Origin of the sequence: Citrobacter sp. Cf125 (assembly GCF_030333935.1) — a bacterium.
GTDB lineage: Bacteria > Pseudomonadota > Gammaproteobacteria > Enterobacterales > Enterobacteriaceae > Citrobacter > Citrobacter freundii.
The window spans coordinates 51,398-74,719 of sequence record NZ_JAOWEY010000022.1 but is presented as its reverse complement, the minus strand read 5'-3'; the positions used below and the strand labels follow the sequence as shown (position 1 = coordinate 74,719).

Genomic DNA, 23,322 nt, shown 5'->3' with positions numbered 1-23,322 from the left:
TTATACGATCAATGAACTATTGCCATTGTTGCTGGCAAGGGTAGTGGGCATTTCCAGATAAAAGTCACCAATATTCACGGTGGTCGAATTGACGCCCACCAATGTGATGGTGTCTGTACCGATAGTCACAATGGTGTTGCCATTGTTTCCGGTGATAGACACGCTGCTGGCAAAATTACCCGCGTTGATACCTAACAAGACGAGATCAAGGAAGTCCTGTCCGCCGTTGGGGTTACTGTCAAAACCGGTAATTCGGTCCTGCCCAAAGTTGGCCCCAAAGGCGAAGATGTCGCTCCCGGTACCACCGTCCAGAATGTCGTTACCTTCCTGACCATTGAGAATATCGTCCCCGCTACCGCCGGAGAGGGTATCCGCGCCCGCACCGCCAATCATGACGTCGTTGCCAACACCACCTTGCAGGTTATCAGCGCCATCTCCGCCATCGAGGAAGTCATTCCCGATACCACCAAACAACTGGTCGTTACCGCCCATACCAAACAGATAGTCGTTACCAGAACCGCCCGTGATGGTATTTGCAATGGCATTACCGGTACCGATAAAACTGCCGTTGCCGGTAAATACCAGTTCTTCCACGTTATCGGTGAGGTCGTAGCTGCTGAGGCTGGTTCGGACAACGTCCGTGCCGCCATTCACACCTTCGATAACCACATCACCGAAATCATCAACGATGTAGGTATCATCGCCCGCGCCGCCGGTCATACTGTCGGCACCAAGCCCGCCATCAAGCGTGTCGTTACCGGCATCACCTTGCAGAATATCTTGTCCCGCCTGACCAGAGAGGCTGTCGTTTCCAGCACCGCCGATGAGCAGATCGTCACCTGTACCGCCAAGTAAGGTGTCATTACCGCCTTCACCGCGCAGGATATCGCTCCAGGCAGTACCGACGAGGGTGTTAGCCCCGTTGGTACCAACAATCAGATCGCCCACAGGCTGGGTGGTGGTCGACGTCAGGACAACAGGGGGGTTGCCTTCATCGTCGACGACTGTAACGACCACCTGCAACGTTCTGCCGACCATAGCCTGGCCCGGCGTATAGGTAGCGGATGTCGCACCGTTAATGTTGACGAATCCGGTTGGCGAACTCATTCTCCATTGATAAGTGAAATTACCGCCGCTCAGACCATCAGCGTCAGAAATGCCTGAAACCACCGCGGTCAGCGTCAGGCTTTCAGTTGGGGTGAGGTCGTTAATTACTGGCACACCGGTCGTGGCCTGATTGCGCGGGAGGATTGCCTGAGTTTGTGCCGACACCAGGGTTTCAGCGTCACCCATGCGGTCGTTAAAACTGGCGACCACACGCAACGGTGCGCCCTGAATAGCGCCAGGCACTCTGAACTCAACGCCTGTTGCCTGATCTCGCCATTGGCCGTTGACGAATGCCTGCCAGGTCATAGTGATGGCCACATCCGCCGCCAGCCCGTTACCATCCAGCAAGTTCGCCACGTTGACGCGCAGCAGGTCACCCACCGAAGGATTAGGATTGCTGATGGTCAGATCGCCCGTCGCTTGTTGCCCCGTCACCCACAGCTGCTTCCCATCGCCAAACTCCAGTTTTTCGATGTTCAACAGACGATCGATGCCATCATTCAGGTTCAGCGCGGCATCCGGCGTAGCGTGATCGACGCGCAGGCTACCGTCCGCCATACGGGTAAAGACATAGTTGCTGCTGACATCACGGTACACCGCGACGTCAGTTTCCGTGCCGTTACCTTCATGCAGAATTTCGCGCACAATCGACAATTGATTCGGTTTCAGCGTGCCGGCCAGCATGTACGATTTCAGTTCGGCCATACCTTCGGCGCTGGTGAGTCCCGCCATACCCGTAACGGCAATACGGACGTTGAGCCACGCATCACCATCAATGATATCGTTACCAGCTTTACCCATGATGCGGTCGCTACCACCACCGCCGAGTAAAATATCGCTACCATCATCAGGATTCAGTAGCACCGCGTCCGGATTTGTAGAACGCTCTACACCGAGAATAGCCTGTAGACCGTTGATCCGGTCCGCACCTTCCTGGGTCAGGTTGTTAGAGAGGGGAACGCCCTGAACAGGCGCAGTACCTATCGGCTGTTCTGTTCCGATCAGGATATCGTCGTGTTTCCAGCCCGACAGCCCTTCAACAAGATCAAAACGGTCGCGTAGAATAAACTCCTGCTGGTTGACGAAAATAGGGATCCCGAGGTCAGAGTTAGCGCCATTTGGGTCGCCTTTATGGATAGCCCAGTCGAAACCGGCCATGCCATTATTGCGCTGGATCCCCGCGCCCTGAACCATGATGTCGTCACCGGCTTCGCCATCGTAGTCGGTGTCGTTACCCTGACCGTTGAGGACATCGTGACCGATAATGGTACTGTTGAAGAACAACTCAGAGTTGTCACCCGCCAGCGTGTCAAACCCGTCGCCGCCTTCCAGCCAGTCATCGCCTTCGTTGCCCATCAGGAAATCACCACCCGAGCCGCCAAGCGCAAAGTCGTTATCCTGACCCGAGAAGACCTCCTGCGCATCTTCGCCGACCACCACGAAGTCGCTGCCGCTGCCACCAAAGACCAGATCGTTTCCGTTACCGGAAAAGATAACGTCATGTCCGGCATCGCCATGCAGGAAGTCCGCATCACCAACAGGCGTTCCGGTATCGGTAATAATGTCATCACCGTCACCGCCATGGACCACATCTGCTTCGTCACCGCCGTCCAGTCGGTCATCTCCGCCATCGCCCCACAGGCTGTCGATCCCTTTACCGCCGATTAACGTATCGTTGCCTGCCGTCCCACCAAGCACCACATGCCCATCGCCGGTATATTTCAGATACCCACCATCGGCAAAACTATCGCCGTCAACATCCACCCCTGGGTCGCGACGCACCAACAACGGCGAGAGCAGATCTTTCAGCGGATTACCCCATTTCGGGTCGATTTCCGTTTGCAGCACGCGGTTCACTTCAAAAATATGGTCCGGTGTCTGGAACAGATTAGCGGGCAGGTGGGAGGAACCCTCATCACCAAGATCGCTGTTACGCATTACCAGCGCGGAAAACGAGTTGGCCTCCAGTTCATTGAGTAAGTTCAGCCCCTGAACGCGGCTCAGATAGTAGAAGCGATCACCGTCCTGAAGCATTTCCATTTGTGTTTCAAAGACGAAGTTGAAGGTTGAGCCGAGCATGCCGCCAAATTCATTTTTGCGCTCAGCCAGCCCGCCAATCCAGAAATCGACCATATTCAGACCGGTCTCTTTGGTTGCCCACGCTCCGGTACTGTTAAAGAAATCCATCGCATCCGCAGGCGGGGAATTGTTTGCATCACCAAATAACAGGAAGTTAACCGCTGCGCGCTTACCTTCAAGGCTGGTAGCGTTGAGGATCAGTTCGTGCTGGCCATAGGCGGCCATAAAGTTAATGATTGAAGCGGGATTTTTCAGGTAGGTAGTGAAGTCAGCCCAGCTGGTATAAGGCTTTAGTTGGCTATCGCCGCTTAAAGCAAAAAACTGCTCGCGGGCCTGGTTCAGCGTCGGCATTGCGGTGTCACGGCCACGGGCTATATTAAGCGCGCCTAAATCGAGGGGCAGGCCGATGAGATTATTACGCAGAGCATCGGTAATAAATTCATCAATTTCGTTACCCACCTGACGCGTCATACCACGCACTATTGCGCCGATAGCTTGATCGTCCGTGACGATGGCCCCGTTGATTTGATTAAATGCTACCGGATTCAGGAATGCTGAAATCAGGTCAATATCACCGCTTTGCATATCAATGTCGGTACGCGCCACAGTTTCTGTCAGCATTGAATGCCCAAAACGGTAAACAACATGCGCAAACTCTGCAAAGATCAGCGGGTTAATATCCGCCGTGTTGGAGAAGACAAACGGATCGACGGCAGGTTGTACGGTACGGGCAAACTCCTCGAATACGAGGTGCTGATATTGCATTTCCGTGGAGAAGCGGCCTGCCTGGAATAAGTACTCACCGTTCCATACCAGAGTATTGGTATCGGCAGGTAATTCCGTGATTTGGTGGTTGGGCATCAACCACTGATTAATGAGGTCGATATCGCCGGTTTCCAGCAGAGTGGTTTTATACTGCTCAACCAGGCGGTTATGCTCGCTGTGAAAAACGGCGTGCACCGCGGTTAAACCTATATTTTCGTTCCCGCGCCCGTCACCGGTGATAAAGTGGCGATCGAGCAGTTCGTTATCATAGGTTCCTGCCGGTTGCGGTCCTTCTCCGCCGATGGCGCTGTCATCATCTGCCAGCAGACCAGCTTTTGGCACGGCAGTATGAGCGATGTCATCCAGAAACGCATGACCGGTGCGGAACGTCTCCGCGGGTAACAGGCCTCCGTTGGTTTCAACCAGCCCCCCGGTGGTAACAATCTGTACCTTTCCGTTTTCACTTAAAATCAAATTACCGTAGCGATCCGTTGCCAGCAGGGGAACATTAAACACGTCCTGATCGGTAAGTTTAATGCCAAGCAGGGTTTCAGCCTGGTTTTTAACGTCGGCCCAGGTCGCCAGTCCACCGTTCGCACCACCCAATAAATTCCCGGTAGGCTCAGGTTTCCCATCAATAATGACGTATTCGCGGATGAAAATTTGATGTGAAGGATGGGAGGTGTAGGTTTGGTTTTGGTCGATGAAGGGGGTAGTCAGGTTTACTGTCTCTCGATTTTCATCCACCGTTGCCCGGGTTAATAGCATAAAGTTTGTCGACGACCCTTCAACATATAAAGGGTCATCGGGCTGGAGCGGAATGAAAACGATACCGTTGCCTCCTTTCGGAATCAGATCCAGACCATGGTCGAAAAACTGGCCAAAGAAGGTCATCCAGCCGTTAAAAGCAGGGGAGAGACCGATATCGGGAGACTGATTGGGAATGGATAAGCTGCCATCCCCAGTAACAGTCCCGCCGCCGGGCGCATCTTTTAATGCGTTAAAAGCCTCCAGCGCGGCCGGGTTTGAGGCCGTCTGGTCTGAAATTAAATTGCTAATTATTCGTGGGTCGGCATCAATGACCGTACCGCCAATCTGGATATAACTGGTCATTTGATCCGCATCCTGCCAGTTTAATGCGGTTAATCTCGGCATTGTCTGATCGGCAGAGCCGTATAATTCCTGACCTGGTAAAAGGTTATTCCATGAGCCATCTACCGTGCGAAGTCCATAGGGCAAGAGTGGGCTGGAGACTAATTCCCGAAGCATTTCAGCATTAACGCTCCCGTCTGGGTTAGTTGCCGCTTCGGATATTTTGATCTGCTTAAGAATAAAAGCAAGATCGTGCAGGGTGACAGTAAAGTCATATTGTGAGGCCATAAGTCATTACCCCTATCTTTACTTGTATTAGCTATCATCATTCGTTCTCATGTTTATAAAAAACATGTGAGAATGAGTCGTATTTAGTGCTTGGTTGTTATTGCTTGTACAACTTCATTTAATAAAATGCTCAGATTATCAATGACGTATTTAGCGTCATCTTCGTGGATATTCATATCGCGAAATAATGTGTTCGCAGGTTTAAAAGTTTGCTATTTGTGTGCAAAAGACACACTTGCTCTCTTGAATTATCAGGCATATTCAAGGTCTGCTGCGTCGCAAGTTTGAGCGTAGTAAGGGTTAGATGTGTTGTTTTTTTCTCACATTACATTTCTGTGATGATCATAACTATGGTTTTTCCTTTGCCGACTTCACTCATACTTTTCTATGAATAAGATTGTATTTTCATTTCTTTACATTAGGGGGTGGCAATTTATTTTTACACCGAAGACAACGCTGAGTAGACTGCATTGAAGCTTCAATTTATCAGGAAAATATAACGTTATCTCGGTTAAACATTCCTCTCATCTTAAAATTATGTGCTACTTTGCCAGGTTGAATTAACCCGGGCAAGTTATGTTAACACCAGTACGAACACGGGTAATAACGAAGGTTAACTTTAAGACTAAACGGTCACAAGGTTGGCTATGGCTGCATTAACTTGTGATGAATATGGTCTTTATCGTGTTTAATTCGGGTTAAGAAAATTTTTCTTAGGGAAATTATGCCTGTAGATAAAATTTAATATAAACAATGAGTTATATCGAAAGCATCGAGATTTAGATCTTATTTAAGACCGACCTAATATGATTTGAGAAAACAAAGGTTTTAATCTCTGGGATTATTCTTAAACTAGCAATCATCGTAGGGTTAATCCTACGGGGTCATAAGACATTACTGGCGTCGCTGTATCCCTCAATAAATACTCCGCTCTCAGCGGAGAGGGACTATTGAATTATTTATTACGATACCGATGTATTTATTAATTAAGGACAGACAATATGAAAATCAATAATCCTCATACCAGTTACATATTTGCAGCTGGTGGCCTTGCGTTATTGTTTGCGCAGATAGCGTATGCTGATTCAGCAAATACCATCACCTTTAAAGGCGAAGTGACCGAACAAACTTGCGAGGTCACGGTTAACGGTGTAAATGCACGGCCGGTAGTATTACTGCCGTCGGTTGCGAAAAGCGATCTCGCGGCAGCAGCATCTTCAGCAGGCCTGACAACATTCACCCTCGGCGTTACTGGTTGTACTGTTGATTCTAATGCGTTGGATATTAAAACCGTCTTCGTTGCAAATAATATGACCGAGCGTGGAAACCTGGCTAATACGGGTACAGCGCAAAATGTTGAATTACAACTGCTGACCGATAGCGCGGGCACTACGCCGATTGATTTGCGTACTGGAACTCCAGTTGCAGGAATCACCGTTGCGGCCGGAAATACGTCCGGTGAGCACGACTTTGCCGTGCAGTATTTTAGCCCGAACGGTGGAGCAACCGCCGGGACAGTTGTCGGCACTGTGCAATACGCAATTTCCTATTTGTAAGCGAGATCTGCGTGATGAAAGGATTGGCTATTGGTTTAGTTGGAATGATGATGTGCTTCTGCGTGCAGGCAAGCATAGTGATGACCGGCAACCGGATAATCTATCCGGCAGACAGCCGGGAAGTCAGTGTGCAATTAACTAATCGCGGCGACGTCCCTGGTGTCGTTCAGGTTTGGCTTGATGATGGCGATGCACAATCAGTACCACAAACTGCGGCCGCTCCTTTTGTCACTACGCCACCGGTCTTTCGGATGGCGGCCCACGCGGGGCAAACTGTGCGGCTGCGTTACATCGGCAAACCCATTGCACAGGACAGGGAATCGCTATGGTGGTTTAACTTCATTCAGATCCCGCCCATAAATAAGGATGCGCAAAACGATAACCAGCTTCTGGTGCTGGTACGTAGTCGCGTAAAAGTATTGGTAAGACCCAAAGGGCTGGTGGGTTCGCCGCTGGAGATGGCGAACACCAGCCGGATCTGGCTGCAGAATGGCAAGCTGCATTTACGCAATAACAGTGGTTTCTATCTTGCGCTCTCGTCACTTGACGTCAGCGGTGCGGGAAAAAAACAGCGCATTCAGAGCGAAACGATCGCACCATGGGCGACAATGTCGTGGCCTGCAAAAATTTCGCAATTGAACGACGCGCAAATGCGCTGGATTAACGATCAGGGAGCCTCATTAAGCGGGCGCGTGGCATTGGAGAAACAGGACAATGTCCGAAACTAATCCACGCTGGTGGTGGTTTTTTTTGCCAGCAGCTATGCCTGTTTTTGCCAGCAATTACACCTTTGACGAAACATTGTTGCTTGGGAGTGGTTACGAAAAAAGTCTGGCAATGCTCAACGATCCGGATGCGGTGGTCGCGGGACGTTATAGCGTGGATATCTGGCTCAATGGACGGTATGTAGGGAGGGATGATGTGTTGTTTCGCCAGAATACAGCAGGGCGTACCGAACCCTGTCTTCCGGCGAAATTCTGGGATGATCAGGGCGTAACAGCAGCGTCGGAACAAGCGCAGGATTGCTTCGCCCCTGAAGCTCGGATCAGCGGTGGACGCTGGGATTTTGACCAGAGCTTATTGCGTCTGAATCTCAGCGTTCCTCAGGCGGCATTAAAACGTACCCCCATGGATTATGTACCGCCGTCGCAGTGGCAAAGCGGCGAGAGCGTGTTGTTCAGTAACTACAATCTGCACGCCTATCACAATAAAAATAACGGTCAGCAAAGTGATTATGGTTGGCTGGGACTGAGCAGCGGCTTCAACGTGGGGAGTTGGCAATTTCGCCAACAGTCGTCTGCCAACTGGCGGCGCGATGGCGATCGAGAAAGCCAACGTTGGGATGCGCTGCAAACCTGGCTTCAACACCCTGTCGCATCTCTGGAAAGTTTACTGACGGTAGGCGAAAGCTACACCTCGGGAAATCTGCTTGGCAGCATGGCGTTTACAGGTGTCAAACTGGAAACCGATCAACGAATGTGGCCACAGTCGCGACGCGGCTACGCCCCAGAAATTCGTGGTACGGCATCTACACCTTCACGCGTTGTGGTTAAGCAGAATGGTCGAACGCTTTACGAAACCAGCGTACCACAAGGCCCTTTTGTACTCGATGATTTGCCGAATACAGCCTGGGACGGTGATTTACAAGTTGAAATCACCGGTGCCGATAACAAAAAGAGTAGCTATACCGTGCCATATGCCAGCGTACCTTTATCACTGCGTCCCGGCGTCTGGCGCTACGGTCTGGTGGCAGGTAAGACCCGGGATTACAGCGCGGCCGATGGTCTGTTTACCGATTTCACGCTGGAGCGCGGGATGACGAATCTCCTGACCGCTAATGGCGCTTTGCGGATCGGCGACGACTATCAGGCACTGCTGATGGGAGGCGTTCTGGCAACGTCGATGGGCGCTTTTGGTGTCGATGTTACCGGTTCGCGGGCCCGGATTGCTTCTCAAACCATGAGTGGCTGGCGGCTGCAAACCAACTGGAGCAAAACGTTCACCCCGACAGGAACTCACGTCGCGCTGGCGGGTTATCGCTATTCCACAGAAGGGTATCGTGACTACGGTGACGTTCTGGGTGAGCGAAGCGTCAGCGGAAGCAATGCGCAATGGCGCTCGGATACGCTGCGTCAAAAAAACCAGTTTACCGTTACGGTGAACCAAACGTTGAGCAGCTACGGAAACCTATGGCTGTCGGGATCAATGATGGATTACTACAGTGACCGTGGCAGCAGCACTCAGTTGCAGGCTGGGTATAACACCACCTTTGGACGAATGACGTTAGGTATGTCATTCAGCCGACAGGACACCTGGTGGCGTAACGGCGACCGTTCACAAGTGCAAAAAGAAAACATGGCAACGCTTACCCTCTCAATGCCTTTGGGTATAGGTGAACGTGAGCATACGCTGGCGCTGTCGGCGAGTCAGGCTCAACAGGCTGGGCGCAATGCGCAGTTGGCATTGTCTGGTGCGCTTGATCAGGATGAAACCCTTAATTACGCGCTGTCCACTGGCTGGCAACAGGGGCAAGGTGAGTCAAACAGCGTGACCGACTGGGGTGGTTCACTGCAAAAAAATACGGCTTTCGGCACGCTAAACGGCAGCGTTTCACAGTCACAAAACTATCAGCAATGGTCTGCAGGGGTACGCGGGGCGCTTGTTGTACATCGCCATGGCATTGTTGCCGGCCCGTGGGTTGGCGACACATTTGCCCTGGTGGAAGCGCCAGGCGCTGCGGGAGCCAGAGTCGGGGGCGGACAGGGTGCAACCGTCAACAGCGGGGGTTATGCGCTGGTCCCCTCATTGACACCTTATCGCTTTAACAACGTGACTCTCGACGGTAGCGGAATGAACACCAACGCAGAGCTTCAGGAGAGTCAACGGCGCATTGCGCCAATGGCGGGGGCCGCAGTAAAACTGCGTTTTGCAACGCTCTCTGGCTATCCGTTACTCATCACTGTGAAGAGTGACGTGACGTTACCGATGGGAGCGGCAGTGACCGACGGTCGAGGTCGTGTAGTCGGGATGGTTGCCCAGGCGAACCAGGTATATGCCCGCGTTGAAGACGAAGAGGGACTATTGATGCTGGAAAGCAGTGATTGTTCGTTGCCGTGGAAACTTAACCAACAACAACGTACAGAACCGTTAATTGCATTAACGGTCGCTTGCGTAACAAAAGGGCGCTCATGAGACTATTTTTTCTGGTGCTGGCGCTGTTTTCTTGTCAGATACAGGCCGCATGTGAATACATTATTTATCCATATAAATCAGGAAGTAGTGGCGCACAAGGCACGCACAGGCTTAGTGCAAGCACGGACGGCATTGCCAATGACTGGCGCTCCGGCGGCGGCAACGATGCCTGGAACGGGCTATTGCCGGGATTGAGTAAATCTGTCGATATCACCAGTAATAGCAGTTTTCAGCCGGCAGGGACGATCCTGACCTCCAGCGGCGGGATCCCTTTTACCACTTATGCCCATAAAGGCGGCGGTTACGATCCTGAGCAGGTATTTTTCCGTTGTACACCGGACACCGCCGGACAACTCTATGAAGCCTGGTCAACTAACGGCGATGACACCGTGGCTGGCTGGTATGAAGCAACGGATGTACCAGGTGCGTATCTGACCATCATGAAAAATGTCGCATTACGCTTGACGCACGATGCGACAGGCAGCGTCTTTACCGACAGCTGGCAGCAACGCCCACTGGAAAACCTGGATCTTGATACCAATGGCAATTTCCTGATTAAAGCCAAGAACTTCTCGACGATAAGCGCCGAGTTGATTAAAACGCTGGATACACGCTACTACGCCAACCAGGCGCAGTCTGCTACTTACAATAGTTATGTGAATCCCAATGCTTACGTGGTTTTTCGTGGGCCCGGTACAACTTCGTGGGGTATCAAGATAGGTCAGCCACACCGTGGAGGAAATTGGGCTGGCTGGGCGAATGACTGGCCGTCAGTGATTAGCCTGTACAATAACGGGATCTTCGTCAAACGTGCAGCAATGTGTCAGGTTACCGATTTTACGCCCGTTGTGCATCTGCCGCCAATTTCCGTGGCCCAGCTCAAACAGGGGGAGTATTCATCAGCGCCCTTCCAGATAGGATTTGCCTGCGAATCAACGGTGGTTTCCGGTGTGGCGACCGGGAAGAGCAATGTCGCAATGGGGCTGCTTGCACCGGAAAGCAGCGTCAACAGCGCCTGGGGTTTTAATTTGATTACTGGTAAAACCGTAACCTGGCTATTAGATACGCAATATGGCGCTCCCGGGCGGGCTCGCGGCGTTGGCGTGCGTGTTTACCGTGCGGGTAGTCCGGTGAATTTTATGGCGGTGTCAACTGTCGGCAGCGGTAGCGAAGGCGGCTGGATGCCAGTCATTGGCAGCAATACGCAGCAAAATGGCAGCCAGGATGGCATCAATTACTACAGCGAAAGCTTCGAAGCTCGTCTGGCAAGTTTTGGTGCAGATACGTTAACGGCGGGGGGCTACCAGTCACATGTACAAGTTTTATTGCGTATTCAGTAGCCTCTGGATGTTGGCATTTGGCGTGCAAGCAGCGGTTAACATCAGTACTACTCGGGTCATCTTCAACCACGGAGAGACTCAACGCTCGGTGATGTTAGTCAACGACGGTAATTATCCCGTGGTGGTTCAAAGTTGGGTAGATGACGGCACGCCAGAGAAAGGGCCATCTCAGGCCAGTTCGCCTTTTATCGTGCTTCCCCCGGTGCTAAAAATTCTCCCCGGTGAACAACGCGAGATAAAGGTGATGACGACTGGGGCGGGGCTTGCCAACGATTATGAGTCGTTATTCTGGCTCAACGTGTACCAGGTTCCAGCGGAGTTGAAAAATAGCCCAACTGGTGAAAAAGTGCGCTTAACGTTAAGAAATCAGCTAAAAGTCCTATGGAGACCGAAAAACATAGGCGTGTTGACTGAAAAAAGCATCAATCTTCTGAGTTTTCACCATGAAAACGGGGGGATTTACGCTGTTAATCAGAGTTCCTGGAACATATCTCTGGCTAATGTAGATTCAGGAGACTATTCCATAACTGGAATAGTGGTTTCACCGCGTTCCCGGCAGGTAATTTTTAAGTCAGCACCTCCTGAAATGCTGAATAATAAGATAAACTTTACTGTGATTAACGATGAAGGAAATCGTTGGGGATTTTCAACTGTCGTAAATTAACGCTGGCAGTGTTCGCTCTAGCTAAATTGACAAAAATCCATATTCAGGGAACATAATGGCACACGTGTTTTTGCTTAACAGTACCGTTGTATTCTGGCCAGAGCGGAACGTACTCTACGCGAAATCAGATGAGACCAAACGTATAACATTAAGCAATCCGGCAACCCGTTGTTTACTATTATTAATTCAACAACAGGGGCAGGTTATTGAACGTGATTATTTCTTTGAGCATGTCTGGTATATTAACGGTGCGCAGGTCACCAATAATACGTTCTATCAGAATATTTCCTTGCTGCGTCGCGCGTTTAAAGAACTTGGCCTGAATGAAGAACTTATCGTAACCGTACCGAAAGTCGGGATCCGCCTGGAGCCACAACTGGAAGTGCTGGAACAGAAGATTGAAGAACCGCTTAGCGATCTCTCTGTCACGCCATCGGTAACGCCGGTAAATACAGTGACAAAATCACTGCGTATGCGCTCACTGTGCTGGATTCTGGCGGGTGTTGTGTGTTGCGTTATAGCCGCAATAGTGACCTGGGAGGCACAGTTTGATCCCAAACTCAGTCGCTATGTGTCTTTAGGCGTAGGGGAGGGATGCCACTGGTACGTCAATCAGGATGTGCTTAAATTTGATCAGCACCAGCAGTTTATCAAAACAAATACGCTGGATTGTCAAAGTTATCCCTGGGTTTATCTCACGCTGTATCCTAATTTCCCGCGGATCTCCGCATTAACTTGTCGAAAGCAATTTAGCCGCTGGCAGGATAATGATTGTGTGACCCATTATTATTTCGCGGAGTCCAGACATGTGGGGACGTAATATAAAATGGTGTGTTGGCATCATCTTAGCAGTAGCGTTAACAATTGCAGTCACGATGACGTTACAAAACTGGCAGCGGTCACATTTTGATTGCTCCGGAGAATTAGTAATGGAGTATCCAGATATTCGTGGTGATATTTCAGTCAGATACGTTTTTAATGGCAGCAATGGGGTGGCTATTTTACGCGGAAAAATCACTGATAATAACGGTGAAAAGCTGGCGGTAAATCAAAATGTCTGGTTTACCTTTACCCGCAAGGATGATGATTACTTTATGGAATCCGGAAATGTCGCTTCAAGTTCCGGTGGCACTAACATTCATCCATTGTTAGCGAGAACGTTGCCAGATTTTTTCCTTAAACCCAAAGAACCATTTTATTTCAGCATATTGCGACTTAATAGCAGTACATGGCAGTTCTATACCAGCCGTTCGCCGTCGGTGTTTTGTCAGCGTTAAACCGTTGAGATTGCACTCTGTATAGCGTTTGCATCCAGAGTGCTTGTGCTCAAAGCATTTCAACTGCAGGAGCGAACTTTGTTGCTCAGACCTTCATCGACAGAGAAAGCAGAAGGGGTGAGACTGAACGGGTCCATGGGGTTAGAAGCCTAATACAGTTCAAATTCAATTTAACATAATATACATTATGCGCACTAAGATGGAGTAAGAAAGAACCTGAGTTTTTTTGGTCGTCCTTGTGCAGCTGAAACATAGTGTTAAACGGCGCTGCTGCGTATCAGACGATACAGGACATGTTGTGCTAATCGATGATCTGGCGGCAACGCGGGATGCACAAACTCTTCTGCTTTACTCATGCCAAGGCGTATCATCAGGTTCTCAGACGGTTTGTTCAGCACCGAAGTAAAAGAAACCACCTCAGTTAACGCCAGTTCCTCGAAAGCAAAAGTCAGGCAGGCTTCGGCAGCTTCCAATGCTAACCCCTGATGCCAGAATGATTTCGCAAGACGCCAGCCTATTTCAGTACAGGGTGAAAAATGAAACTTATCAGGTTGTGGATGTAAACCTACGCAGCCCACAAACTGGTGTGTTTCTTGTAGTTCAACGGCCCAAAATCCCCAGCCGCGCTCTGTAATGCCTTCCTGGAGTCTTGCGGCAAGATTGTCGCTTTCCGTCCGTAGCAATGGAGCCGGAAAAAAACGCATCACATCGGAATCGGTATTTAACGCGGCGAATGGCGCTCTGTCTTTCGCTTCCCACTGACGGAGAATCAGTCTCGATGTTTCCAGCATAAATCTGCCCTTATCATTCATTTTCATATAATCTTCTAAAAGAAGCTGCTCATCGGCAAGGACTAATGAACCCCCTTTCCGCCTTTTCTTCTTATACTGGAGATTCATACATGGCCGACTGGAACCCTTCGCTTTATCTGCAATATGAAACTGAACGTTCAAGACCCGCAGCGGAATTACTCAGCCGTGTGGCGTTAGAAAATGTCCGCTCAGTTGTTGATCTTGGTTGTGGCCCTGGAAACAGTACGGCATTGCTGCATCAGCGCTGGCCCACGGCAAAGACAACAGGAGTCGATTCCTCTCCTGCTATGCTGAATGAAGCGCGCAACACGTTACCTGACTGTCATTTTATCGAAGCGGATATTAGCCTGTTTCACCCCGAGCATCCCGTGGATCTGCTTTATGCAAATGCGTCGTTACAGTGGGTACCCGATCACTATGAATTATTCCCGCACCTGGTCTCACAACTGAGTCACAATGGCGTTCTGGCCGTGCAAATGCCAGATAACTGGCTGGAGCCAACGCATGTATTGATGCGCGAAGTGGCTTATGAACAAGATTACCCAGACCGTGGCCGTGCTCCGCTTCCTGGCGTTCACGCCTACTATGATATTTTGACCGAAGCGGGTTGTGATGTAGATATCTGGCGTACAACGTATTATCACATTATGGATTCGCATCAGGCAATTATCGACTGGGTAAGCTCAACGGGCCTGCGCCCCTGGTTGCAGGATTTGAGCGAAAGCGAGCAACGTCATTACCTGGCGCGCTACCATGAACTGCTCCAGGAACAATATCCGTTGCAGGAGAACGGCAAAATTTTACTGGCATTTCCACGATTGTTTATTGTTGCCAGACGCAATAGTTAAGCGTTTATCATCTGGCAGATCACAGGAATAAACTATCAGCCATGCGTACCCTCGCCTTTTTATCATAAGGATCTAGTGGCTATGTCTGGCTTCTGCTAGTGTCTTGCAATATGTTTCTGACGGGGGTTGTTATGTCTAAAGTCTACATTGGTGGGTGTCTGTGTGGCTCGATCCGTTTCACTGCCAGCAGTCCTAATAATTCCCATACCTGCTCCTGCGATATATGCCGGAAACATACGGGCGCCCCTACCGTCGTCTGGATTGAGTTTGATGCAGAAAATGTAGAATGGACGGGAAAAGCCGGAAAACCGAAAACCTGGCGCTCATCAGAAACGACCAGTCGGGCCTTTTGCCCTCAGTGCGGCAGTTCCGTGGGCGCCATCGATGACGCCCCGGTCATTGCGCTTTTAGCCGGTGCTTTTGACAATCCTAACGATGAAGACCTTGCACCGGAGTTTCATTCGTTTTCCGATATGCAGCCCGCGTGGTGGCAAAACGAACGTCGCTAAGTGAGTTGATAGTGCTTATCCGGCATATGCTTTGCTGGCACATTTGTTTCATCATTCATTTGCAGCAAATCGATTTCGATTGCATTGCAAATCGCATCCAGCGGCAGATCGTTGTTCTCAGTGCCAAACGGATCTTCAAGCTCTTCTGCAAGCGTGTCGAGCGAAATAAAAGTATAGGAAATAAGCACTGAAATAAACGGTGTCATGTAGTGCAGATCGACCACCAATGCAAATGGCAACATGATACAAAACAGGTACACAGTACGATGAAGGATCAAGGTATAAGCAAACGGCACCGGGGTATTAGCAATCCGCTCACAACCGGCCAGTACTGCAGACATATCATTTAACCTATTGTTTAAACTGTGAAATAATATGTCAGACAGTTGACCATTACGTCTGCGTACGGCCAACCACTCGCCCATCAGCAACAAGATGCGGTTTGCCGGTGATTGTGAGGCAAATACCGTCTGCATATCTTTCTCGCTCAGGTATTTCGCTAACGGCTCTGCCTGAGGCTGTCGGCGTAAAGTCATGCGTAAACAGTGGGCAAATGCGATCTGCAGATGAACAAAATACCTCAGATCAGCGTCGTCCGGTAAGGTGGTTTTAACCTCTCGCAGTAATGAGCGGGAAGTTATCATCAACTGCCCCCACAGGTGTCGGGCCTCAACGTAACGTGAATAGCAGGCGTTATTGCGAAACCCCAGAAAAATAGCTATCGCCACGCCGAGAATGCTGAACGGTGCCAGGGTAAATTTGATACCCAGCATCGTATACCATGGCAGGATGATAATAACCACAATAGAAAGAAGGAAATTAAGAAGCAGCCGGGTAAAGATTTTTGATAATACGGAGCCATGCCAGACAAATATCAGGCGTATCCAGTGTTGTTGAGGTCTAACGATCATGGTTATCTTAGAAATGGTTGGGAGCCAACGCATTAAACTTGATTGCGATCAATGTTGCAAGCTTCTGACCACACCAGCTTCTTCCCTGCTAAAAACTTAGTCAACTCCGTAGTTACGGAACGGTGTTTTTTGAAAGTGCTTATTGTATGTTGTAACTAAATAAGATTTATCATTACCATTCGGAAAATACCTCACATTAGAAACAGATAACGTATGCTAACTTTATATTGAATGACCGGACGGGTATTGTATCTTCAGTTTATTAGTGGTCATTACAGTCATTCATTGGGATATAAATTACATAAAAATCAGAGAATAAATTATGTACATTAAAGAATGGCTCGCGAATCAGACGCATGTTGCTACCTCCGTTTTTCATCTCGGTAGGTACTGCGACGACTGGAAAGCCTCAACATACCCAACCGGTATGCCCAGTTTTCATTTGGTGCTGGAAGGGCAATGCTGGCTTCGCTTCACCGATCGTAACACTGTCGTAAACCTGTCCGAAGGTGATATTGTATTCTTTTTCTTTAATATGCCATTTTATTTGGTCTCTTCTCCCGAGGCGAATGCCGAGAATATTCCAAAAAAATCGATGTATTCCATCAGTGAACCTAAAGATGGCGATACCGCCCTTCTGTGCGGTTTTTTGCACCCAAAAACCATACAGGGTGAAATTCTTTTTGCTCTACTGCCGGAATTCATGATAATCAAAAAAGATGATACATCCAGCCAGAAAATAAGCCAACTAGTTGCTATTTTACAGCTGGAGTGTTCAGTCTCACAGTCAGGGTGCGAACTGGCTCTCGCACGACTCACCGATCTTTTATTGGTTTACATTGTTGAGCAAATTGTTGATGAACATCTTGTCGATATAAAACTGTTGGATATTTCACAACACGCCCCCTTCTCTGATCTTTTATTGCAGATTATGCATAACCCTACACTCGACTGGTCAATTGATATGATGGCCGGTAAAGTAAATATGAGTCGCTCAACCTTTATCAGAAAGATAGATGATATATGCGGTTATACTCCTAATGAGCTGGTAACCCGACTGCGTATTAACATCGCCATCAACTTATTGCGCAGAGGCTACAAAGTTGAAGAAGTAACATCACGCGTGGGCTATGAGTCATTATCCGGATTTAATAAAGCCTTTCGAAAAATCACGTCGAGCACACCCGCTGATTTTTGGAAAGCACGTTAGTTATCAATGCAAAACTACTCTGCCATACCGTGCATATCATGCTGTTCATAACGCAGGTATAGAGAAAACGGATGGCTCAATAACCCACTAAACTTTTTAAGGTTGAGCAATAACATAATATTATACTTGTGGCTAAAGAGCGTTTTTATGGAAATATTCAAGTCATCCGTAATCACACGCTGACTCTTATGCAATAATGTCATTGTTATGATATGATGTTGTCTTCTGGTTAAATATATTTTAGGTTGCCATTCATAGAACCTACCATGAATAACCAATTCTCTTAAATCTTGTACCTGAATTGCTCGTGGGATAAACCTCACCTTCATTCCAGGAAAGCATTTTTTAATCCCAAAAGGTGACATAATATACATGCGTTCAGGTTCAATCAGCGCAATCCGCTCGGCCAGTGGCGTATAAATGACATTATTTTTAAAAGTATCTAATATCACATGAGCATGCCGATGACGTTGCAGACAAATATCTTCTACACAACGGATATGCTCTGTCATATCCGGCCCCAAAATACAGGAAATTGAATAAAATAAAAAACGATCCTGAGTAATGACGAGATACACCTTTTTATCCTGTGAAAATCAGCCTGATGGCGCGGTTAAGACGGAGTTAATCCATAATGGAACTTCTGGAATGCGATCAATATCGGTACGCTGAAACAGATGCCCCTGAAGCCAGCAATGCGGGGTCGTCATCAGAGCCATTGTGTGGCCGGTGTGTTCTACTCCCTCCACGATGACATTTCCTGCAAAACGAGTCAGATCGCGGATAACCTTTCCCAGCCACGCCTTATCGCTGACATGGTGTTGCCAGAAAAAAGACTTATCAATCTTCGCCCCACTAAAATATCCCCTGATCAGCAAACCAAAATTGTTATGGCTTCCGGAGCCAACATCATCCAGCCACATTGAGGCATGGGGTCGTAAATGATGCAGTAATCCCCGTTTTTCTTTGTCTGAGGTGGGGAAATGCTCATGTACCTCAAGACGAATAAACGGCATTTTAGCGATCATAGAAAGTACGGCCTTGTCACGAAGAAGCCAAACAGCCGTATCAGCATCCACATTCAGTGAGATAACGATGTGGTGGCGAACCAACCAATTTTGCCAGCAGCTAACACCGTACAGTTGGCGCACAAAATTTAGCCATTTATACTCCGGCGTAAGAATATCGGTCACATCGTTGTATGAGACCGCATTCCCTTCAGGTGTCGTAAACGATGTCAGCACTTCCATGGCAACCAGACGCCCCGCCATGGTATAAACCGGCTCACAAACATAACGTTGCTTATAGCTGTTTATCATGCTGCGATTACTGGTAATTAATAGTGTAAGTCAGGCTAGTTTTGATCGACCCGCCCTGCACCGAATCGCTGGTTCGGATGATACGCGCCCCCAACGGAAAACGGACTGAACCACTGCTGTCTCCAACCGTCGGCGTGACAACCATACTGCCCGCGAGATTCTGCGCAACGTACGTTCCTGATTGTTTCGAGGCGAGCTGTACGCCAAATCCTGATGCGGTGGCCGTATTATCCAGAGCGACAATTCCATTTACGGAATCAATAGCGGAGGTATTCGGCGTCAGCGTCATGGTAAGTTTGTTGGGCGCAATACTGCCAGACTGAGACACACTCCCTGAATTAAAGCCGGCTTGAATATTGTACTGGGTATAGCTTCCATTACTGTTATTACCCAGGAATGTAGAACACCCGGTCAAAGTCACTGGCGTATCCACCCACACACTGGCGTCGCCCTGATTTCGTAAGAGCGTGGTGTTAGTCGTTCCCAGATCCCAATTAAAGTTGGGCGTCGTACACGTTGGCGTTTGCAGCGTAAAACCGCCGGTAATTGTATGCCATGCCACTCGAGTCGGATTATTATCGGCATCTATCGCATCAATTCTCACTTGCGGAAAAAGTGCGCTATTCACTGTTCCGGCAGTAATTGGCCCCATTTTGACCAGCTCAATAGTGAACACTAACCAGCCATCAGGACTGTAAGTACCCATCCAGGTAGTATTAAACGGATAATATTTATTCTCGTAAGGGTTACGAAAACGCACCCCTAATCCATTAATCCCCGTCTGATAGATGTTGCTTTGACCGGGGTATAGCGTGCCTCCTGAAAGACTCATGCGCGAATAGGCGCCAGAATTAGTACAAGTCACAGGAACAGCCGTATAGCCACGAACCTGCTGTACGCGGATATTACTCCCTACTGGAAAATCCTCTCCGGCACTAAACGTTGCAGCCTGGAGTGGAACCTGAACGGTATACTGCTGATTTCCAGTCGAACAGACGGCAAGACTATGGCCAGCAAATAACAGCCCGCTCGTCGCAACGAGCAACTGAACTATCCGCAGATGTATTTTGGAACGAATCAAACTGATCATGTATTCTCCAAGATCGTAAATCAAAGCGGCTGTTGCCTTAGCGTCCGCACGAATAGGTTATCTGCTGCATCGCTTTCGCTTCATCCGTCACGCTGAACGGCATAATGCAGGTACTGGCTTTGCCTGTTAGATCATGGGTGGCAAACAGCTGGCCTGTTTTTGTATTTACCCGGGCGTAGACCATTCCACCTTGCCCTACCATGCCGACGGTATTTCCCTGACTATCCGTTACCGTCGCGCCGAAGGATAAACTTACTTCTGGTTGCGCTGGCGTCAGCAGTAGGGCATAGCCTTGATGCGTGGCAAATTCCGCCACCACTACCGCACCTGAGCGCGGCACCACATTTTGAGTGGTATTTTCGAGTTCAACCTGGTGAGACAGATTTTTCGGATCGAGGCTGACCGAATTTCGCTGATATGGCATTGAGGCAGGCATGACGGCATTGCCCCAGCGGTCCAATTTTAATCCCGGATAACTCAGTACTTCCGCACCTGCAGCACCTGGGGCATTCACTACCACCCAGGTGTCACTGGTATAAGGCGTAAAGGTTACTCCGTGTGGATGCGCCACCATCGAACCTGACAGCCCACCAGACAAGGTATGGTTATCCCGACCTACACCTACAGACGCATTGACGGATGTCCATGGTGAAAGGTACTGACCGCTCACGCTACCGGTACTGCCACTTTGTTCACTGTGGGTTCCCGAAACGCCCCAGCTCATCTGCTGCTTATCTCCGCCAGTTCCGGCCAGCGCAACTTGCTCAGCCAAGCCACCGTTATCATGGGAAACCGAACTACTAAACGTGACAGGGCGCTCCTCACCCAACGGCAAACTGAAGGAAACCAGCCAACTGGTTTCCATGTTTCCCTCTGGGGCACGGTTACGCGTAGCGGTCAGGGTATAACTCAATCGTTTCCAGCGGTTTGAGTAACCAAACTGGTATTGCATGTCGTTCCCATTGCGATTCCAGTAATTCTGCGAAAGCCCGGTGGCAGAGAATGTCCCCCAACCTTCCGCCAACCCCTGACTTAACGTCAGGCTGTATCGGTTTTTGGTCCGGTACAGTAACCCGGCATAAATCGCATCCCCTTTCTGCAAGTTCTGGTACTCCATGGCCTGAGCAAAATCCAGATAATCACGCGTGGAGAAACGATATGCGGCCAGCGCAATATTGCTCTGCGTGTCAGAAATGAGTTTGTTGTAGGTAATGCGATAACTTTGCCCGCTCAGTTTGTCTCTGCTCGTGGAGGTCATAGCCTGGGTCACATCCAGCGCCACGGCACCCAGCGGGGTCGATACCGCGCTGCCGGCCTGATACGCCTGATAGCCATCGCTAAATTGGGTTCCACCATACAACGTCAAGAAGTTAGTAATACCCTGCTGCCAGGTCGCCTGATAAAAAGGTTGACCGTCACGCCCATTCGACTGACGGTATTTCCCTGCCACCGCTTCATAACGCGATGCGCCAGGACGCAACAAATCTGCTACCGAGGCGTAAGGCACAAGGAATGTGCTTTCACTACCATCCGCTTCGCGTACGGTCACGCTGAGGTCGCCACCATAACCGGTAGGATAAAGATCGTTAATAACAAAAGCCCCTGCCGGAACGGTAGTTTCATAAATCACATTCCCGCTCTGCCGTACGGTGACGCGCGCATGGCTGCGGGCGATCCCGCGGATTTCAGGTGCATAACCGCGCTGTGATTCAGGCAACATTTGATCATCGCTGAATAGCGAGACGCCGGTATATGACAACGAATCAAAAAGACGTCCTGAGGTATTAGCTTCACCCACCAGGAAACGACCGCGAACAGAGCTGACATCATGCTGGAGGTAAGTATTAATGCTTTGATAACGATTGCCGCTTCCGGTCTGATTGGTCAGACTCCCGTTATGTCGCAGATACCAGCCTCCAACGTTAAGTCCGCTGTTCAGACTCAAATACTGAGAGTTAAACGTTTCACCGCCAGATGATGATTGATAGGCACTGGCGTTGTAACCTATAAATGCCGCCAGACTGCCATCCTGCCAGAGCGATGGCGGCACGGTACCGCGCGCCGTTTTCGCGAGATCCTGCTGGGGTACGGCAATAACCAGCTTTTGCTCGCTGTTATTCCATGTGAGTTTTGCTGATGGAATCACCTGCTCTACGGGCACGCAGTTGCCGCGGGTCAGCTTATCCATGTCGTGCAATGCGGACGGCATAATATTCAGGTGAGCCAGCAACTCAGGAGTCATACAGGCAGCAACCGTTCCTTGAGACGTTTTATTGAATGTCATTTTCTGCGTTGCCACCAACTCATCATTTAGCCAGATATCCGCTAAATACTCTCCCGCCGGCAAGCTGTTTCCTTGCCTGAACTGCTGCAAGTCGATACCCGCTGTATACGCGCTGTCAAGAAATGTGGTGTTGAACTCAACGTCATCGTCTGGCGCTGCCGTTGCCATAACAGGTATGATCAGTAATGACGCATATATCCAGGCAACGGGCTGCCCTGCCGACAGCATTTCAGCAAGATAAGTTTTACGCATGAGTATCCCCTGCTATTACAACCGGTTTACAGGTTCTGTAACCGATGAGCCGTAATCGTTAATCGCTTCCACGGTAAGGCCATCCGCCACTACACCAGAGGGAAGCGTCAGATCGAGACTGCCGTGCGGTGCCAGCATATCGGCGGGGATCGTTGTTTTTTTGCCTGCGTGCGTCGCGGTTACAGCCACGGCAGAAACGTAGTACGCCGTCGGATTACTCAGGATGATATGATTACCCTGCGCCTGCCAGCGCAGCTGCGCGATTGCCGTACGAGCGCCTTTGTCGTCAAGTGTGACAGGGCGATAAAACAGCTTGATCCTTGATCGAAAGGCCACCTGCACCTGATTTGTCCCTTTCACACCTACAGGCGGGATTTCCAGCACGTTTAACCAATAAACGCTCTCTCTGTCGGCGGGCAAAGCAGTCCCGGTATATGACAGGCGTAACGTTTGTCCTGCGTCGGCATTCACCCGCGTCAATGGAGGAGTCAGCACAAAAGGAGTGCGCATTGCGTCCGGTTTAATTTCTGGATTACCGTCATCGGTCCAGCTTTGCAGCAATACCGGATATTTTCCTGGATTCGTAATTTGCACGCTGATATCTTTTTCCGCAGCATGATAAATGACTCGGGTGGTATTGATTTGAATACTGGCATACGTCGCTGGTATTCCCGTAGCCAGTAAAAGCGCTGTAGCAGAAAAGAATCGGTGCAGTTTCATAGTATTA

Annotated in this window: 18 protein-coding genes; 10 read left to right on the top strand and 8 right to left on the bottom strand. The window is 49.6% G+C overall.

The features are described from left to right. The gene (locus OGV89_RS04500) at positions 1-5,331 is read right to left on the bottom strand and encodes a peroxidase family protein (RefSeq protein ID WP_200002911.1); all 5,331 of its coding nucleotides are present in this window, start codon (positions 5,329-5,331) and stop codon (positions 1-3) included. A gap of 1,001 nt (positions 5,332-6,332) precedes the next feature. Between OGV89_RS04500 and OGV89_RS04495 the strand changes: the two genes are divergently transcribed. Genes OGV89_RS04495 through OGV89_RS04465 form a run of 7 tightly spaced genes read left to right on the top strand, consistent with a single transcriptional unit; the run spans position 6,333 to position 13,360 of the window. Further along, entirely contained in the window at positions 6,333-6,887 is a 555-nt protein-coding gene (locus OGV89_RS04495) for a fimbrial protein (RefSeq protein ID WP_003019947.1), read from the top strand. A 14-nt stretch (positions 6,888-6,901) separates the two neighbouring features. Next, complete coding sequence (locus tag OGV89_RS04490; RefSeq protein WP_032939096.1) at positions 6,902-7,615, top strand: fimbrial biogenesis chaperone; 714 nt, start codon at positions 6,902-6,904, stop codon at positions 7,613-7,615. Beyond that, entirely contained in the window at positions 7,602-10,079 is a 2,478-nt protein-coding gene (locus OGV89_RS04485; RefSeq protein WP_048998174.1) for a fimbria/pilus outer membrane usher protein, read from the top strand. The genes OGV89_RS04490 and OGV89_RS04485 overlap by 14 nt, the downstream gene beginning before the upstream one ends. Beyond that, positions 10,076-11,419 (top strand): fimbrial protein, encoded by a 1,344-nt coding sequence (locus OGV89_RS04480; protein ID WP_003843660.1) that lies wholly within the window; start codon positions 10,076-10,078, stop codon positions 11,417-11,419. Before OGV89_RS04485 ends, OGV89_RS04480 begins: the two co-directional genes overlap by 4 nt. 7 nt (positions 11,420-11,426) lie before the next feature. Beyond that, complete coding sequence (locus tag OGV89_RS04475) at positions 11,427-12,083, top strand: fimbrial biogenesis chaperone (RefSeq protein WP_003843659.1); 657 nt, start codon at positions 11,427-11,429, stop codon at positions 12,081-12,083. Positions 12,084-12,138: 55 nt separating this feature from the next. Further along, entirely contained in the window at positions 12,139-12,903 is a 765-nt protein-coding gene (locus OGV89_RS04470; protein ID WP_016150238.1) for a winged helix-turn-helix domain-containing protein, read from the top strand. Then, complete coding sequence (locus tag OGV89_RS04465; protein WP_016150237.1) at positions 12,890-13,360, top strand: YqeJ family protein; 471 nt, start codon at positions 12,890-12,892, stop codon at positions 13,358-13,360. The genes OGV89_RS04470 and OGV89_RS04465 overlap by 14 nt, the downstream gene beginning before the upstream one ends. A 257-nt stretch (positions 13,361-13,617) precedes the next feature. On the opposite strand, the gene OGV89_RS04460 is transcribed toward OGV89_RS04465, so the two are convergent. Continuing rightward, the gene (locus OGV89_RS04460) at positions 13,618-14,151 is read right to left on the bottom strand and encodes a GNAT family N-acetyltransferase (RefSeq protein ID WP_088169100.1); all 534 of its coding nucleotides are present in this window, start codon (positions 14,149-14,151) and stop codon (positions 13,618-13,620) included. A gap of 110 nt (positions 14,152-14,261) precedes the next feature. Between OGV89_RS04460 and tam the strand changes: the two genes are divergently transcribed. Then, complete coding sequence (tam, locus tag OGV89_RS04455; RefSeq protein ID WP_003843653.1) at positions 14,262-15,020, top strand: trans-aconitate 2-methyltransferase; 759 nt, start codon at positions 14,262-14,264, stop codon at positions 15,018-15,020. A gap of 131 nt (positions 15,021-15,151) precedes the next feature. After that, the gene (locus OGV89_RS04450) at positions 15,152-15,529 is read left to right on the top strand and encodes a GFA family protein (RefSeq protein ID WP_003843652.1); all 378 of its coding nucleotides are present in this window, start codon (positions 15,152-15,154) and stop codon (positions 15,527-15,529) included. On the opposite strand, the gene OGV89_RS04445 is transcribed toward OGV89_RS04450, so the two are convergent. Next, positions 15,526-16,440, bottom strand: a complete 915-nt coding sequence (locus OGV89_RS04445; protein ID WP_016150234.1) for a bestrophin family protein — start codon at positions 16,438-16,440, stop codon at positions 15,526-15,528. The genes OGV89_RS04450 and OGV89_RS04445 overlap by 4 nt on opposite strands. Before the next feature lie 322 nt (positions 16,441-16,762). Here OGV89_RS04445 and OGV89_RS04440 point away from each other — a divergent pair, with 322 nt between their 5' ends. Beyond that, positions 16,763-17,650, top strand: a complete 888-nt coding sequence (locus tag OGV89_RS04440; protein WP_003843648.1) for an AraC family transcriptional regulator — start codon at positions 16,763-16,765, stop codon at positions 17,648-17,650. Positions 17,651-17,664: 14 nt separating this feature from the next. On the opposite strand, the gene OGV89_RS04435 is transcribed toward OGV89_RS04440, so the two are convergent. The 5 genes from OGV89_RS04435 to OGV89_RS04415 are packed head-to-tail and all read right to left on the bottom strand — an operon-like array spanning position 17,665 to position 23,315. Then, positions 17,665-18,228, bottom strand: a complete 564-nt coding sequence (locus OGV89_RS04435; protein ID WP_003843647.1) for a helix-turn-helix transcriptional regulator — start codon at positions 18,226-18,228, stop codon at positions 17,665-17,667. Positions 18,229-18,246: 18 nt separating this feature from the next. Then, positions 18,247-18,969 carry an EAL domain-containing protein gene (locus OGV89_RS04430; protein ID WP_003843645.1) on the bottom strand — a complete coding sequence of 241 codons (723 nt, stop codon included), beginning with the start codon at positions 18,967-18,969 and terminating at the stop codon, positions 18,247-18,249. 7 nt (positions 18,970-18,976) lie between these two features. Then, on the bottom strand, positions 18,977-20,059 hold the full coding sequence (locus OGV89_RS04425) for a fimbrial protein (RefSeq protein WP_172724432.1): 1,083 nt from the start codon (positions 20,057-20,059) through the stop codon (positions 18,977-18,979). Between the two features lie 37 nt (positions 20,060-20,096). Next, on the bottom strand, positions 20,097-22,595 hold the full coding sequence (locus OGV89_RS04420) for a fimbria/pilus outer membrane usher protein (protein WP_061549103.1): 2,499 nt from the start codon (positions 22,593-22,595) through the stop codon (positions 20,097-20,099). Between the two features lie 15 nt (positions 22,596-22,610). Further along, positions 22,611-23,315 carry a fimbrial biogenesis chaperone gene (locus OGV89_RS04415; RefSeq protein WP_003843641.1) on the bottom strand — a complete coding sequence of 235 codons (705 nt, stop codon included), beginning with the start codon at positions 23,313-23,315 and terminating at the stop codon, positions 22,611-22,613. Positions 23,316-23,322 lie beyond the last annotated feature (7 nt).

Coding starts and splice junctions, on each gene's coding strand:
- OGV89_RS04470 (WP_016150238.1), top strand. CDS start 12,139: ATGGCACACGTGTTTTTGCTTAACAGTACCGTTGTATTCTGGCCAGAG.
- OGV89_RS04420 (WP_061549103.1), bottom strand. CDS start 22,595: ATGCGTAAAACTTATCTTGCTGAAATGCTGTCGGCAGGGCAGCCCGTT.
- OGV89_RS04450 (WP_003843652.1), top strand. CDS start 15,152: ATGTCTAAAGTCTACATTGGTGGGTGTCTGTGTGGCTCGATCCGTTTC.
- OGV89_RS04480 (WP_003843660.1), top strand. CDS start 10,076: ATGAGACTATTTTTTCTGGTGCTGGCGCTGTTTTCTTGTCAGATACAG.
- OGV89_RS04475 (WP_003843659.1), top strand. CDS start 11,427: ATGTTGGCATTTGGCGTGCAAGCAGCGGTTAACATCAGTACTACTCGG.
- OGV89_RS04440 (WP_003843648.1), top strand. CDS start 16,763: ATGTACATTAAAGAATGGCTCGCGAATCAGACGCATGTTGCTACCTCC.
- OGV89_RS04500 (WP_200002911.1), bottom strand. CDS start 5,331: ATGGCCTCACAATATGACTTTACTGTCACCCTGCACGATCTTGCTTTT.
- OGV89_RS04485 (WP_048998174.1), top strand. CDS start 7,602: ATGTCCGAAACTAATCCACGCTGGTGGTGGTTTTTTTTGCCAGCAGCT.
- OGV89_RS04415 (WP_003843641.1), bottom strand. CDS start 23,315: ATGAAACTGCACCGATTCTTTTCTGCTACAGCGCTTTTACTGGCTACG.
- OGV89_RS04460 (WP_088169100.1), bottom strand. CDS start 14,151: ATGCTGGAAACATCGAGACTGATTCTCCGTCAGTGGGAAGCGAAAGAC.
- OGV89_RS04490 (WP_032939096.1), top strand. CDS start 6,902: ATGAAAGGATTGGCTATTGGTTTAGTTGGAATGATGATGTGCTTCTGC.
- OGV89_RS04465 (WP_016150237.1), top strand. CDS start 12,890: ATGTGGGGACGTAATATAAAATGGTGTGTTGGCATCATCTTAGCAGTA.
- OGV89_RS04445 (WP_016150234.1), bottom strand. CDS start 16,440: ATGATCGTTAGACCTCAACAACACTGGATACGCCTGATATTTGTCTGG.
- OGV89_RS04495 (WP_003019947.1), top strand. CDS start 6,333: ATGAAAATCAATAATCCTCATACCAGTTACATATTTGCAGCTGGTGGC.
- OGV89_RS04425 (WP_172724432.1), bottom strand. CDS start 20,059: ATGATCAGTTTGATTCGTTCCAAAATACATCTGCGGATAGTTCAGTTG.
- OGV89_RS04430 (WP_003843645.1), bottom strand. CDS start 18,969: ATGATAAACAGCTATAAGCAACGTTATGTTTGTGAGCCGGTTTATACC.
- tam (WP_003843653.1), top strand. CDS start 14,262: ATGGCCGACTGGAACCCTTCGCTTTATCTGCAATATGAAACTGAACGT.